This window comes from Streptomyces sp. NBC_00078, assembly GCF_026343335.1.
Lineage (GTDB): Bacteria > Actinomycetota > Actinomycetes > Streptomycetales > Streptomycetaceae > Streptomyces.
This window is the reverse complement of the sequence record NZ_JAPELX010000001.1, coordinates 5,816,611-5,829,690: the sequence shown is the minus strand read 5'-3', so window position 1 is coordinate 5,829,690 and position 13,080 is coordinate 5,816,611. Positions and strand designations below refer to the sequence as shown.

15 protein-coding genes are annotated in these 13,080 nt (G+C 71.5%); 10 read left to right on the top strand and 5 right to left on the bottom strand.

Features of this window, described 5'->3' with window-relative positions; translation table 11 throughout:
* Positions 1–34: 34 nt before the first annotated feature.
* A complete protein-coding gene (locus tag OOK07_RS27470; RefSeq protein WP_266799095.1) occupies positions 35–1,666 on the top strand; it encodes a phospho-sugar mutase in 1,632 nt (543 codons plus the stop codon).
* Positions 1,667–1,715: 49 nt separating this feature from the next.
* Here the strand turns inward: OOK07_RS27470 and OOK07_RS27465 are convergent, their stop codons facing one another.
* Together OOK07_RS27465 and OOK07_RS27460 are read right to left on the bottom strand one after the other, a co-directional pair.
* Entirely contained in the window at positions 1,716–1,946 is a 231-nt protein-coding gene (locus OOK07_RS27465; RefSeq protein WP_266799093.1) for a hypothetical protein, read from the bottom strand.
* 205 nt (positions 1,947–2,151) lie between these two features.
* Positions 2,152–2,871 carry a PH domain-containing protein gene (locus tag OOK07_RS27460; protein WP_266799091.1) on the bottom strand — a complete coding sequence of 240 codons (720 nt, stop codon included), beginning with the start codon at positions 2,869–2,871 and terminating at the stop codon, positions 2,152–2,154.
* Positions 2,872–3,056: 185 nt separating this feature from the next.
* Here OOK07_RS27460 and deoC point away from each other — a divergent pair, with 185 nt between their 5' ends.
* The 3 genes from deoC to OOK07_RS27445 are packed head-to-tail and all read left to right on the top strand — an operon-like array spanning position 3,057 to position 6,380.
* Positions 3,057–4,016 (top strand): deoxyribose-phosphate aldolase, encoded by a 960-nt coding sequence (deoC, locus tag OOK07_RS27455; protein ID WP_266802039.1) that lies wholly within the window; start codon positions 3,057–3,059, stop codon positions 4,014–4,016.
* Positions 4,017–4,021: 5 nt separating this feature from the next.
* Complete coding sequence (locus tag OOK07_RS27450; protein WP_266799089.1) at positions 4,022–5,458, top strand: aldehyde dehydrogenase family protein; 1,437 nt, start codon at positions 4,022–4,024, stop codon at positions 5,456–5,458.
* Positions 5,451–6,380, top strand: a complete 930-nt coding sequence (locus OOK07_RS27445; RefSeq protein ID WP_266799087.1) for an aldehyde dehydrogenase family protein — start codon at positions 5,451–5,453, stop codon at positions 6,378–6,380. The genes OOK07_RS27450 and OOK07_RS27445 overlap by 8 nt, the downstream gene beginning before the upstream one ends.
* Positions 6,381–6,457: 77 nt before the next feature.
* Here the strand turns inward: OOK07_RS27445 and OOK07_RS27440 are convergent, their stop codons facing one another.
* Positions 6,458–6,817: a hypothetical protein gene (locus OOK07_RS27440; protein WP_266684184.1), complete on the bottom strand. Its 360-nt coding sequence runs from the start codon at positions 6,815–6,817 to the stop codon at positions 6,458–6,460.
* Between the two features lie 127 nt (positions 6,818–6,944).
* Here OOK07_RS27440 and OOK07_RS27435 point away from each other — a divergent pair, with 127 nt between their 5' ends.
* A complete protein-coding gene (locus OOK07_RS27435) occupies positions 6,945–7,580 on the top strand; it encodes a uridine kinase family protein (protein ID WP_266799084.1) in 636 nt (211 codons plus the stop codon).
* Between the two features lie 169 nt (positions 7,581–7,749).
* Here OOK07_RS27435 and OOK07_RS27430 read toward each other — a convergent pair whose 3' ends face one another.
* Positions 7,750–8,502: a SigE family RNA polymerase sigma factor gene (locus tag OOK07_RS27430; protein WP_266684180.1), complete on the bottom strand. Its 753-nt coding sequence runs from the start codon at positions 8,500–8,502 to the stop codon at positions 7,750–7,752.
* Positions 8,503–8,743: 241 nt separating this feature from the next.
* Between OOK07_RS27430 and afsQ1 the strand changes: the two genes are divergently transcribed.
* The 5 genes from afsQ1 to OOK07_RS27405 all read left to right on the top strand — a co-directional run bounded on the left by afsQ1 (position 8,744) and on the right by OOK07_RS27405 (position 12,542).
* On the top strand, positions 8,744–9,421 hold the full coding sequence (afsQ1, locus tag OOK07_RS27425; RefSeq protein ID WP_046261189.1) for a two-component system response regulator AfsQ1: 678 nt from the start codon (positions 8,744–8,746) through the stop codon (positions 9,419–9,421).
* Positions 9,418–11,001: an ATP-binding protein gene (locus OOK07_RS27420; protein WP_266799082.1), complete on the top strand. Its 1,584-nt coding sequence runs from the start codon at positions 9,418–9,420 to the stop codon at positions 10,999–11,001. Before afsQ1 ends, OOK07_RS27420 begins: the two co-directional genes overlap by 4 nt.
* A complete protein-coding gene (locus tag OOK07_RS27415) occupies positions 10,998–11,609 on the top strand; it encodes a hypothetical protein (protein WP_266684176.1) in 612 nt (203 codons plus the stop codon). The genes OOK07_RS27420 and OOK07_RS27415 overlap by 4 nt, the downstream gene beginning before the upstream one ends.
* 82 nt (positions 11,610–11,691) lie before the next feature.
* Positions 11,692–12,243, top strand: a complete 552-nt coding sequence (locus OOK07_RS27410) for a VanZ family protein (RefSeq protein WP_266684174.1) — start codon at positions 11,692–11,694, stop codon at positions 12,241–12,243.
* A 95-nt stretch (positions 12,244–12,338) separates the two neighbouring features.
* Complete coding sequence (locus OOK07_RS27405) at positions 12,339–12,542, top strand: PspC domain-containing protein (RefSeq protein ID WP_266520687.1); 204 nt, start codon at positions 12,339–12,341, stop codon at positions 12,540–12,542.
* 73 nt (positions 12,543–12,615) lie between these two features.
* Here OOK07_RS27405 and OOK07_RS27400 read toward each other — a convergent pair whose 3' ends face one another.
* Entirely contained in the window at positions 12,616–12,960 is a 345-nt protein-coding gene (locus tag OOK07_RS27400; RefSeq protein WP_266520685.1) for an ATP-binding protein, read from the bottom strand.
* Positions 12,961–13,080 lie beyond the last annotated feature (120 nt).

Sequence of the window (13,080 nt, the reverse complement as noted above, 5' to 3'; positions counted from 1 at the left end):
GGCATCACGACCCACACGAGAGGCTGGACCGACCGTGCAAGACGATCTCATCGCCCGGGCCAAGACCTGGCTGGCCGAGGACCCCGACCCGGACACCCGTGACGAGCTCGCCAAGCTCATCGAGGCCCGAGACGTCACCGAACTCACCGCCCGCTTCAGCGGCACCCTCCAGTTCGGCACCGCGGGCCTGCGCGGCGAACTCGGCGCAGGCCCCATGCGCATGAACCGTTCGGTCGTCGTCCGAGCCGCCGCGGGCCTCGCCGCGTACCTCAACGCCAGGGGCCGGCAGGGCGGCCTGGTGGTCATCGGCTACGACGCCCGCCACAAGTCCGTCGACTTCGCCCGCGACACCGCCGCCGTGATGACCGGCGCCGGCTTCCGGGCCGCCGTACTTCCCCGCCCCCTCCCCACCCCTGTCCTCGCCTACGCCATACGGCACCTGGGCGCGGTCGCCGGCGTGGAGGTCACCGCCAGCCACAACCCGCCCCGCGACAACGGCTACAAGGTCTACCTCGGCGACGGCTCCCAGATCGTGCCGCCCGCGGACACGGAGATCGCGGCCGAAATCCAGGCGATCGCGTCCCTCCACGACGTCCCGCGCCCGGACACCGGCTGGGAAACCCTCGACGACAGCGTCCTCGACGCCTACCTGGCCCGCACGGACGCCGTACTCGCCGCCGGCTCCCCCCGCACCGCCCGCACCGTCTACACGGCGTTGCACGGCGTCGGCAAGGACACCCTCCTCGCCGCCTTCGCACGGGCCGGCTTCCCCCGGCCCGCCCTCGTCGCCGAACAGGCCGAGCCCGACCCGGACTTCCCCACCGTCGCCTTCCCCAACCCGGAAGAGCCGGGCGCCATGGACCTGGCCTTCGCGAAGGCCCGCGAGACCGACCCGGACCTGATCATCGCCAACGACCCCGACGCCGACCGCTGCGCCGTCGCCGTCAAGGACCACGGGCAGTGGCGGATGCTGCGCGGCGACGAGGTCGGCGCGCTGCTCGCCGCGCATCTCGTCCGACGCGGCGCGCAGGGGACGTTCGCCGAGTCGATCGTGTCGTCCTCCCTCCTCGGGCGGATCGCCCGAAAAGCGGGTCTGCCGTACGAGGAGACGCTCACCGGCTTCAAGTGGATCGCCCGCGTCGAGGGCCTGCGCTACGGCTACGAGGAGGCCCTCGGCTACTGCGTCGACCCCGACGGCGTACGCGACAAGGACGGCATCACGGCCGCCCTCCTGATCACGGAACTCGCCTCGCAGCTCAAGGAGGAGGGCCGCACCCTCCTCGACTTCCTCGACGATCTCGCCGTTGAGCACGGGCTGCACGCCACCGACCAGCTCTCGGTCCGGGTTCAGGACCTCTCGGTCATCGCCCGCGCCATGGAGCAGCTCCGTGAGCGGCCCCCGACCGAGCTCGCCGGCCTCGCCATCACCCGGGCCGAGGACCTCAGCCAGGGCACGGACAGGCTCCCGCCCACCGACGGCCTGCGCTACACGCTCGACGGCGCCCGCGTGATCGTCCGCCCGAGCGGCACGGAGCCCAAGCTGAAGTGCTACCTGGAGGTCGTGGTCCCCGTCCCGACCCACGCCGGCCTCCCCGCGGCGCACACCACCGCGAACGGGCTCCTCGCGGCGATCAAGCGGGACCTGTCGGCCGCAGCAGGCATCTGACCGAAGAGGGGTGCCCGCAAGGGCACCCCTCTTCACGCCGAACCGGGCGCTAGGCCCTGTCGCCGGGAACACCCGTTCCCCACCTCACCCCCCACGGCCCGCACCGTCCGGCTCCGCCGCCCCCGCCGTCCCAATACGTCTCCGCGACCGTGAACAGGGGCCGCAGCGCCCCCACATCATCGGTGGCGAAGACCTCGGTGACCCCGTACCTGCCCTCGCGCACCAGCACCCGCAGGACGGCCGCCGGCTCCCGTCGCAGAGCGGCTGCCCCGCGGCGCACCAGGACCCCGGCAGCATCGCGGTGAGGCCGAGTCCGGCGAGGGTGAGGCCCGCGGCCACGCCCGCGCCGCGGTCGTCGACGGTGTCGTGGCAGCGGTCCTCGGTTCCGCCCGGGTGGGGGGGGTGGCCGTCGTGGCCGAGGGGTGGAAGCAGAAGCAGAGCATGTACGGCAGAGCCGTGAACCTGCGGCCCGGCCCCGGGGCGGGTCAGCCCGTCGCCACCAGGATCGCCAGCAGCACGATCCCGGCCAGCGCCGGGCCCGCGATCTCGTACGCCCAGCGTACGGTCACCTCGCCCTGCGCCGTCTTCACCTGCTCATGGGTCTCCAGGAGCTCGCGCAGGTCGTCCATGACCTGGTCGGACTGGGCGCGCGTGGAGCCCTCCGGGCGGGCGGCGCCGCCCGAGAACCCACCGGCCCCGAAGGAACCGCCCAGGCCGCCCATACGGCCCCGCCCGCCACGGCCGCCCCGACCGCTCGCCTCCGCGGCCCGCTCCGCCGTCGACCTGGCCTCGCGCCGGGCCGCCCTCTTACGGGCCCGCAGCGAGACGGGAACGGACCACAGCTGGTATTTCCCGCCGGAGTTGGTGACGACCTCGTTCGAGTAGCCGGACCGCAGGGTGGCGACCTCCCCCCACGGCACCACGACCACGCGCAACGGGTTGCGGATGCGCAGCCGCTCCTCGTTGGCGTACACGGCCGGGCGGAGTGTGAAGGCGACGATCAGCGGGACGATCAGGATCATCGCGGCGAGCGCCAGCCAGGGCGTGCGGCCGTGCCCGGAGACGATCGCGTCGATGCCGAGCCAGGCCGCGATGGCAAGCAACAGGACGCCGCCGGCGATACCCCCGGACGACCGGTAGACCCGGTCCTTGAACTCGGAGGCCGGGGGCTGCGGCGCTGGTGACTCGTGGTCCGGGGTCGTCATGGTCCCGATTCTGCCCGACGGCCGGAGCGATGCTCATACGCGGTGGGACCACACCGAACGAACAGCCGGACGAGCGGCCGGACGCGCAGGCGGACGAACAGCTGGACGAACAGCGGGACGGGCGGCCGAAGGAGCAGCCGGGGCTGTACAGCCGCTACGCGCGTAGATATGCTCGTCTGGTGACCATGCCCACCAATGCACCCACAGCAGCTCGCACTCTCTCGGACGTCGCCGCGTCCGACAGCACGCTGCGCCGCTTCCTTCACGGGCTGCCCGGCGTCGACGCGGTCGGCCTGGAGGGGCGGGCCGCGTCCCTCGGCACCCGTTCCATCAAGACGACCGCGAAGGCGTACGCCATCGACCTCGCCATCTCGATGGTCGACCTGACGACGCTGGAAGGCGCGGACACCCCGGGCAAGGTCCGGGCGCTCGGCGCCAAGGCGGTCCGCCCCGACCCCACCGACCGTACGACCCCCTCGACCGCGGCCGTCTGCGTCTACCCCGACATGGTGCCCGCGGCCAAGGAGGCCGTCGCCGGCTCGACCGTGAAGGTCGCCTCGGTCGCCACCGCCTTCCCGGCGGGGCGCGCCGCGCTCGACGTGAAGCTGGCCGACGTGCGCGACGCGGTCGCCGCGGGCGCCGACGAGATCGACATGGTCATCGACCGCGGGGCGTTCCTCGCGGGCAACTACCTGAAGGTGTACGACGAGATCGTCGCCGTGAAGGAGGCCTCGGGCGCCGCCCGCCTGAAGGTCATCTTCGAGACCGGCGAGCTGTCGACGTACGACAACATCCGCCGCGCGAGCTGGCTGGGCATGCTGGCGGGCGCGGACTTCATCAAGACATCCACGGGCAAGGTCGCCGTCAACGCCACCCCCGCGAACACCCTGTTGATGCTGGAGGCGGTCCGCGACTTCCGCGCCCAGACCGGCGTCCAGGTCGGCGTGAAGCCCGCGGGCGGTATCCGCACCTCCAAGGACGCCGTCAAGTTCCTGGTCATCGTCAACGAGACGGCGGGCGAGGACTGGCTGGACAACCACTGGTTCCGCTTCGGCGCCTCCTCGCTCCTGAACGACCTGCTGATGCAGCGTCAGAAGCTGGCCACCGGCCGCTACTCCGGCCCCGACTACGTGACGGTGGACTGATCACCATGGCATCCGCATTCGATTACGCACCGGCGCCCGAGTCCCGCTCAGTCGTCGACATCGCCCCCTCCTACGGCCTGTTCATCGACGGCGAGTTCACGGAGGCGGCCGACGGCAAGGTCTTCAAGACGGTCTCGCCGTCGACCGAGGAGGTCCTCTCCGAGATCGCCCAGGCGGGCGAGGCGGACGTCGACCGCGCCGTGAGGGCCGCCCGCAGGGCCTTCGAGAACTGGTCGGCGCTGCCCGGAGCCGAGCGCGCGAAGTACCTCTTCCGCATCGCCCGCATCATCCAGGAGCGCAGCCGCGAACTGGCCGTCCTGGAGACGCTGGACAACGGCAAGCCCATCAAGGAGACGCGCGACGCCGACCTCCCCCTGGTCGCCGCGCACTTCTTCTATTACGCGGGCTGGGCCGACAAGCTCGACCACGCCGGGTTCGGCGGGCAGCCCCGCCCCCTTGGCGTCGCCGGCCAGGTCATCCCCTGGAACTTCCCGCTGCTGATGCTGGCGTGGAAGATCGCCCCGGCCCTGGCGACCGGCAACACGGTGGTGCTGAAGCCCGCCGAGACGACCCCGCTCTCCGCGCTGTTCTTCGCGGACGTCTGCCGCCAGGCCGGGCTGCCCAAGGGTGTCGTCAACATCCTTCCGGGCTACGGCGACGCGGGCGCCGCGCTCGTGGCGCATCCGGACGTGAACAAGGTCGCCTTCACCGGCTCCACGGCCGTCGGCAAGGAGATCGCGAAGACCGTCGCGGGCAGCCGCAAGAAGCTCACACTCGAACTGGGCGGCAAGGGCGCCAACATCGTCTTCGACGACGCCCCGATCGACCAGGCGGTGGAGGGGATCGTCAACGGCATCTTCTTCAACCAGGGCCAGGTGTGCTGCGCGGGCAGCCGTCTCCTCGTCCAGGAGTCGGTCCAGGACGAGCTGCTGGAGTCCCTGAAGCGCAGGCTCTCCACCCTCCGCCTCGGCGACCCGCTGGACAAGAACACGGACATCGGCGCGATCAACTCCGCCGAGCAGCTCTCCCGCATCACCTCGCTGGTCGAGCGGGGCGAGGCGGAGGGCGCCGAGCGCTGGTCACCTGCGTGCGAACTCCCCTCGTCCGGCTACTGGTTCGCCCCGACGCTCTTCACGAACGTCACCCAGGCGCACACCGTCGCCCGTGACGAGATCTTCGGGCCCGTGCTGTCCGTCCTCAGCTTCCGCACCCCGGACGAGGCCGTGGCGAAGGCCAACAACACGCCGTACGGACTGTCGGCGGGCATCTGGACGGAGAAGGGCTCGCGCATCCTGGCGGTCGCGGGCAGGCTCCGGGCCGGGGTCATCTGGTCCAACACGTTCAACAAGTTCGACCCGACGTCGCCGTTCGGCGGTTACAAGGAGTCGGGCTTCGGCCGCGAGGGCGGCCGCCACGGTCTGGAGGCGTACCTCGATGTCTGAGAAGTCCGAGCAGCAGCGTCTGAGCGTCTTCAAGACCTACAAGCTGTACGTCGGCGGGAAGTTCCCGCGTTCCGAGAGCGGCCGGGTGTACGAGGTGACGGACTCGAAGGACAACTGGCTGGCGAACGTGCCCCTTTCGTCCCGCAAGGACGCCCGTGACGCGGTGGTCGCCGCCCGCAAGGCGTTCGGGGGGTGGTCCGGCGCGACGGCCTACAACCGCGGGCAGATCCTCTACCGCATCGCCGAGATGCTGGAGGGGCGCAAGGAGCAGTTCGTCCGGGAGGTCGCCGACGCCGAGGGCCTGCCGCCCGCGAAGGCGAAGTCGAACACGGCGAAGGCGGCCGCGCTCGTCGACGCCGCGATCGACCGCTGGGTCTGGTACGCGGGCTGGACCGACAAGATCGCCCAGGTGGTCGGCGGCGGGAACCCGGTGGCGGGCCCGTTCTTCAACCTCTCCTCCCCGGAGCCGACGGGCGTCGTCGCCGTCCTCGCACCCCAGAAGTCGTCCTTCCTCGGCCTGGTCTCGGTCCTCGCCCCGGTGATCGCCACCGGCAACACGGCGATCGTGATCGCGAGCGAGAGGTCCCCGCTCCCGGCGCTGTCGCTGGGCGAGGTGCTCGCCACCTCCGACCTGCCCGGCGGGGTGGTCAACGTGCTGTCGGGCCGTACGGCGGAGATCGCCACGCCGCTCGCCGCGCACCAGGACGTCAACGCGATCGACCTGGCCGGCGCCGGCACCGACGACGACCTGGCGAAGGAACTGGAGATCGCGGCGGCGGACAATCTGAAGCGCGTTCTTCGTCCACAGCCTGTGGACGACTGGACGGCGACTCCCGGCATCGACCGCATGACGGCGTTCCTGGAGACGAAGACCGTCTGGCACCCGACGGGTTCGCTGGGCGCGTCCGGCTCGTCGTACTGACGACGGCCGCCGCAGACCGAGAGCCGCGTCCTCCCACCGTCCGGGGAGGACGCGGCTCTCCTGTGTGCGCCCACGCCTCAGGAAAGACCTCCGGCGCCCAGCAGCCCCGCGAACCCCTCCAACGCCGGGACGGCGCCGATCGGGCCGGTCTGGGTGATCGGACCGGTGACCCCGGACAGCGGGATGTCGACGCCGTTGCCGTGCGGGCCGCCGGCGCCCCTCAGGATCGCGAGGTCACCCCCGATGCCCTTCACCGGGGCGGCCTGCGGGGCAGCGGCGATCTTGCTGATCGCGGCCGGCGACACGGGCACCTTCAGGGCCGCGGCGGAGTCCGCGGACGCCGTCGCCGCGCCCGCGCCCAGCGCCGCGGAGGCGGTCGCGAGGGCGATCAGGGCGCGCGTGGCGGTGGAGTTGAGGGGAGAGGCGTGTCGTGCCATTGCTGAAGCCACCTTCGAGTTCGCAGAGTAATCGGTTCGACACGAAGGGTAGTTGAGGTGTGACGCGCACTCCAAAGACGACCCGCGGGGTCGGCAGGGCGTAGGGAGTACGTCAAACTGGTGTCCCGTGAGCATCCATATCCCCTCCCCCGCCCGCGTCGTGCTGCTCTGCGGCCCCTCGGGCTCTGGCAAGTCCCTGGTCGCCGCCCGCTCCGGCCTCCCCGTGCTGCGCCTCGACGACTTCTACAAGGAGGCCGGGGACCCGACGCTGCCGCTGGTGGCGGGAAGCTCCGACATCGACTGGGACCACCCGGACTCCTGGGACACCGACACGGCCGTCACCGCGATCGCCCGGCTGTGCCGCACGGGCCGTACGAACATCCCCGTGTACGACATCTCGCTCAGCGCCCGCACCGGCGAGGAGAGCGTCGACATCGGGCGCACCCCGCTGTTCATCGCGGAGGGCATCTTCGCGGCCGAGATAGTCGAGCGCTGCCGGGAGTTGGGGCTGCTGGCCGACGCCCTGTGCCTGAACCGCGGCCCGGTCCGCACCTTCCGCCGCCGCTTCCTGCGCGACCTCAGGGAGGGCCGCAAGTCGGTCCCGTTCCTGCTCCGCCGCGGCTGGCGCCTGATGCGTCAGGAACGTTCGATCATCGCCCGCCAGTCCGCCCTCGGCGCGTACCCCTGCGACCGTGACGAGGCGCTGGGCCGGCTGGCCGCGGCCGCGGTGGGCCGGCGTCCGGCGGCGACGCCGGCCGGCTGAGCGCACACGAAAAAGCGGGACTGGACGGACCCCCCGGCCCTCCGGTCCCGCTCCCTCGCTCCCCCTGTGGTGCTTCCCCCATGATCCCGTCGGGCCCCCGTTCCCCCGTGGCCCCCCCGGTTACCGCTCCCCCGTGCTTCCCCCGTTACCTGCTACCCCCCCCCAACCCTCAGGCGACGAGCTCCCCGAAGGCGTCCTCCTCGTCACGGCCGAAGCTGAGGACCTCGTCCTCACGCAGCCGGCGGAGCGACCGCCAGATGCTGGACTTCACCGTGCCGACACTGATGTCGAGGATGTCCGCGATCTCCGGGTCGGTGCGGCCCTCGTAGTAGCGCAGGACCAGCATCGTGCGCTGGAGTTCGGGCAGCCGGGCGAGCGCCTGCCACAGGACGGCGCGCAGTTCGGTGCCGCGCATCGCGTCCGTGTCGCCGGGCGTCTCCGGCAGTTCCTCGGTCGGGTATTCGTTCAGCTTGCGGCGGCGCCACGCGCTGATGTGCAGATTGGTCATGGTCCGGCGGAGATATCCGCCGACCGCCGCCTTGTCGCTGATCCGGTCCCACGCCTTGTACGTCGAGAACAGCGCGCTCTGCAGCAGGTCCTCGGCCTCGAAGCGGTCACCGGTCAGGTGGTAGGCGGTTGCGTACAGGGAGGCGCGGCGCTCCTGGACGTAGGCGGTAAACGCCGCTTCGGCATCTACGGTCTCCGGCAGCGAACGACGCTCCCCCTTGTCCTCCCTGTACGCGCTTCCCCCGTGTTCCCCCGTGGTGTCAACAACCGACATGTACGCCGTGTGCTGACGCCCGGTGCCGCGAGCGCACCCCCGCCCGCTCACTGCACCGGACTTCTCGGAACCCCGACCCCCGTTCACGTCGTGAAGACGCGTGATCACTGCGCTGGTGCTGATGCTGTGCAGCGTGCTCATCTCGCGCCCCCCGTCGTGGACTTCCGGTGTTCGGCTTGCTCAGGCGGTGCTTCCTTGCCTGTGCCGAGAAGCTTGCCAACGCACCTTCATGGCCGTGTCCGCCGACTGTCACAGACCTGTCACAGGGGCCGGCCGTATGCGGGGCACAGCACGGTCACAGAGAGAGCGGTATGTGCACGTAGACGTAGTGGTCCGTAGCAGGAGTCGAAACCCCACCCCACCATGGGCCAGAATGAGCCCCGTGCCTTCCCTGTTGCTGATCGAAGACGACGACGCCATCCGTACGGCCCTGGAGCTGTCTCTTACGCGCCAGGGACACCGGGTTGCCACCGCTGCCACCGGAGAGGACGGTCTGAAGCTCCTGCGCGAGCAGCGGCCGGACCTGATCGTGCTGGACGTGATGCTGCCCGGCATCGACGGGTTCGAGGTGTGCCGGCGCATCCGGCGCACGGACCAGCTGCCGATCATCCTGCTGACCGCGCGCAGCGACGACATCGACATCGTCGTCGGGCTGGAGTCCGGCGCGGACGACTATGTGGTCAAACCGATCCAGGGACGGGTGCTGGACGCCCGGATCCGGGCCGTGCTGCGGCGCGGCGAGCGGGAGTCGACCGACGCGGCGAGCTTCGGCAGCCTGGTCATCGACCGCGCGGCGATGACCGTGACGAAGAACGGCGAGGACCTGCAGCTCACGCCGACCGAGCTGAGGCTGCTGCTGGAGCTGAGCAGGCGGCCGGGGCAGGCGCTGTCCCGGCAGCAGCTGCTGCGCCTGGTGTGGGAGCACGACTACCTCGGTGACTCCCGGCTGGTGGACGCGTGTGTCCAGCGGCTGCGCGCCAAGGTCGAGGACGTTCCGTCGTCCCCGACGCTGATCCGTACCGTGCGGGGCGTGGGCTACCGGCTGGACACGCCTCAGTGACCGAAGCACCAGGGGGGGTTCGCGGCTGGGCCGCGACGCGCAAGGGACATCTCTCACGGCTGCGGTTCACCAGCCTCCGGCTGCGTCTCGTCGTCGTGTTCGGGCTCGTGGCACTCACCGCGGCCGTCTCCGCGTCCGGGATCGCGTACTGGCTCAACCGCGAGGCCGTGCTCACCCGCACCCAGGACGCGGTGCTCGGCGACTTCCGGCAGGCGATGCAGACGCGGGCGGGCACGCTGCGCCCGCACCCCACGCAGGACGAACTGCAGCACACCGCCGGGCAGATGACCCTCAGCAGCCAGCGCTTCAGCGTCCTGCTCGTCGCCCAGGACCCCGACGGCAAGACGGTGTACGGCAGTTCGGGCGGACTTGACGGCTTCTCGCTGCAGGACGTGCCCAAGTCGCTGCGCACGGCCGTGACCAAGAAGCAGCAGGTCGACTCCGGCAACAAGTACGCGTACCACCTGTACTGGCAGCGGATCAGCGAGAACGGCACGCCGTACCTGGTGGCCGGGACGAAGGTGATCGACGGCGGGGCGACCGGCTACATGCTCAAGTCGCTGGAGCCGGAGGCCAAGGACCTCAACTCCCTTGCCTGGTCGCTGGGGATCGCCACCGCTCTCGCACTGGTCGGCTCGGCACTGCTCGCGCAGGCCGCCGCCTCGACCGTGCTGAAGCCCGTGCAGCGCCTGGGAACCGCCGCCCGCCGGCTCGGTGAAGGCAAGCTGGACACCCGCCTGAGGGTGTCCGGCACGGACGAACTCGCGGAACTGTCACGGACGTTCAACTACGCGGCCGAGGCGCTGGAGAAGCGGGTCGAGGACATGGCATCGAGGGACGAGGCGTCGAGGCGGTTCGTCGCGGACATGAGCCATGAACTGCGCACCCCGCTCACCGCGATCACCGCCGTCACGGACATCCTCGAGGAGGAGCTGGAGGCGGAGTCCGGGAGCGTGGACCCGATGATCGAGCCCGCCGTCCGGCTCGTCGTCAGCGAGACCCGGCGGCTCAACGACCTCGTCGAGAACCTGATGGAGGTCACCCGCTTCGACGCGGGCACCGCGCGCCTGGTCCTGGACGACGTGGACGTGGCCGACCAGATCACGGCGTGCATCGACGCACGGGCCTGGCTGGACGCGGTGGACCTGGACGCCGAGCGCGGCATCCACGCCCGGCTCGACCCGCGCCGCCTGGACGTGATCCTGGCGAACCTCATCGGCAACGCGCTCAAGCACGGCGGCTCGCCCGTCCGCGTGGTGGTGCGGGAGTCGGCCGCGAAGGGCGGGCAGGACGCGCAGGTCGTCATCGAGGTGCGGGACCACGGGCCCGGCATCCCCGAGGACGTCCTGCCGCACGTCTTCGACCGTTTCTACAAGGCGAGTGCGTCCCGGCCCCGCTCCGAGGGCAGCGGCCTGGGCCTGTCCATCGCCCTGGAGAACGCCCACATCCACGGCGGTGAGATCACCGCCGCGAACTCCCCCGCCGGGGGCGCGGTGTTCACGCTGTGGCTGCCGCGGGACGCGTCGGCGCTGACGGAGGAGTCCGAGAAGGACCCGGGGAAGGACGCGAACGCCTCATGACCGTACGACGCCTGCTGGCGCTCCCCTTTTTCGTCGGCACGGCCGCGCTGCTCACCGGGTGCGGCATCCGTTCCACCGAGGTGCCCACCGACTTCGGGGCGGCGCCCTCGCGGGTGCAGTGCTCGCTGGCCGGGCCGGACGTCTCGACGCAGGCCTCGCGCGGGCTGCCGGTGCAGGTGTTCCTGCTGTGCGGCTCGTCGCTGGTCGCCGTCGACCGGACGGTACGGGTTCCGGACGGCACCGCGGACTCGCGGCGGCGGCTGCTGGTGGCGCAGGGGCTGCTCGACCAGCTCGCGGCGACTCCGTCGGCCGGCGAGAAGGAGGCCGGGTACACGACCGACGTACGCGGCGGGATGAACGTGAGCGGGCCGCGCCCCGGCGACCCCGAGGACACGCTCCGGCTGAGCAGTCCGCCCGGCGGCCTCACGTCCTTCGCCCTGGCCCAGGTCGTGTGCACCTTCTCCGACTCGGCTGCGGCCGAGGGCGACGGCTCGGTCATCCTCGGCGGGCCCGGGCGTGACCCCCTGCACCGCTACTCGTGCACGGACGAGGTCCGCTCCCGGCCCGGCACCGAGAAGCCGCCGTCCGTTGAGGTGACGGTCGGCTGACGTGCGGGTGTGGCGCAAGCCTCATCGAGGTGCCCGGGGAGCAGGCGGAACCGATCGTGCCGAAGGCCGCGTCTAGAGGGGCGTGCAGCGTCAAGGCTCCATCGGCGGCAGCGCCGCGATCCGCATCCGTGCGACAGGAGGTGTCCTCCTCGTCGCACACCTCGCGTTCGTCGCCTGGCTCACGCTGCGTCCGCTGGATGTGCTCTGGGTGATGCCCCCCAACGTGCGTCCGTTCGCCGGCATCCGGGCCGACCTCGCCCTTGGCTGGCCCCAGGCGGCCCGCAGCATCGGCGAGGGCCTCGCCCTCCTCGCGCCGCTCGGCGTGCTTCTGCCGATGGCGCACGGCAGCCTCCGGGCCTTCCCGTTCGCCTCGTTCCTCCGTACGGTCGCCGCGGGCGCGCTCGTCTCGCTGGGCATCCTGCTGCTGCAGACCGGGGTGCCGGGCCGGGTCCCGGACGTCGACTCGCTGCTGCTGAACACCGTGGGCGTGGCCCTCGCCCACCTCGCCGTCGTACCCGCGGCCCGCTGCCGGCTCCGCCGCAGGTCCGAGCGCGGGGACCTCGCGGCCGTCCGCCAGGAGGACCTGGCTCAGGGTCTGACCCCGACGTTTCCCAGGGTCGGGATCGCACCATAGAGCGACGCTTTGCCCCCTTCGTCTCCGTATCGTTGACGGCAGATGAGGCAGTCACCGAAGGCCGCCTCGGACCGACGCTCACGAAGGAGCCGCACATGTCCGCCCTTGCCCGCCCCACGAACGGCCGCATGATCGGCGGAGTGTGCGCCGCGCTGGCCCGGCGCTTCGGCACCTCCGCGACGACGATGCGCGTGATCTTCCTGCTCTCCTGCCTGCTGCCGGGCCCGCAGTTCCTGCTGTACATAGCGCTGTGGATCCTGCTGCCCTCGGAGGACAAGGCGGCCCGTACCGCCTGGTGACCTTCGCGGATACGCCGATGGGGCGCACCCCTTGTCCAAGGGGTGCGCCCCATCGGCGCGTTCAGTGGGTGGGTCAGCCGCCGAGCGGAAGGCCCTTCACGGGCACTCCGCCCTGCACCGGCAGGCCGCCGAGCAGTCCGGCGACCGGCGTGGCCGGACCGTCGGCGAGCGCGCGCGAGGCGGACGGCTGCACGGCGGCAAGACCGCGCTCGAGGGCGGGCTTGCCCTGGGTCACCGCCGCCCCGGCACCCGGCAGCGCCTGGGAGACGTTCTGCGCCGGGAGGGTGCTGGTGACGGTGTCCAGCGTCCCGGTCGCGTCCGGAACCGCCGGGGCCGCGTTCGCGGCGCCCGCGCCGGCAGCGGCGAAGGCGGCACCGAGAGCGGCGACACCGAGGGTCTTGGCAGCAGACTGCTTCATGAAAATGCGTCCTCGAAATGGGGTTGGGGGAATGCGAGCGGTGTGCACGACCGTAAACACGCGAACCCGCCCGCCGCAAACATCGAAATGCGGACGGGTTGTGAATACCCGTACGCATTC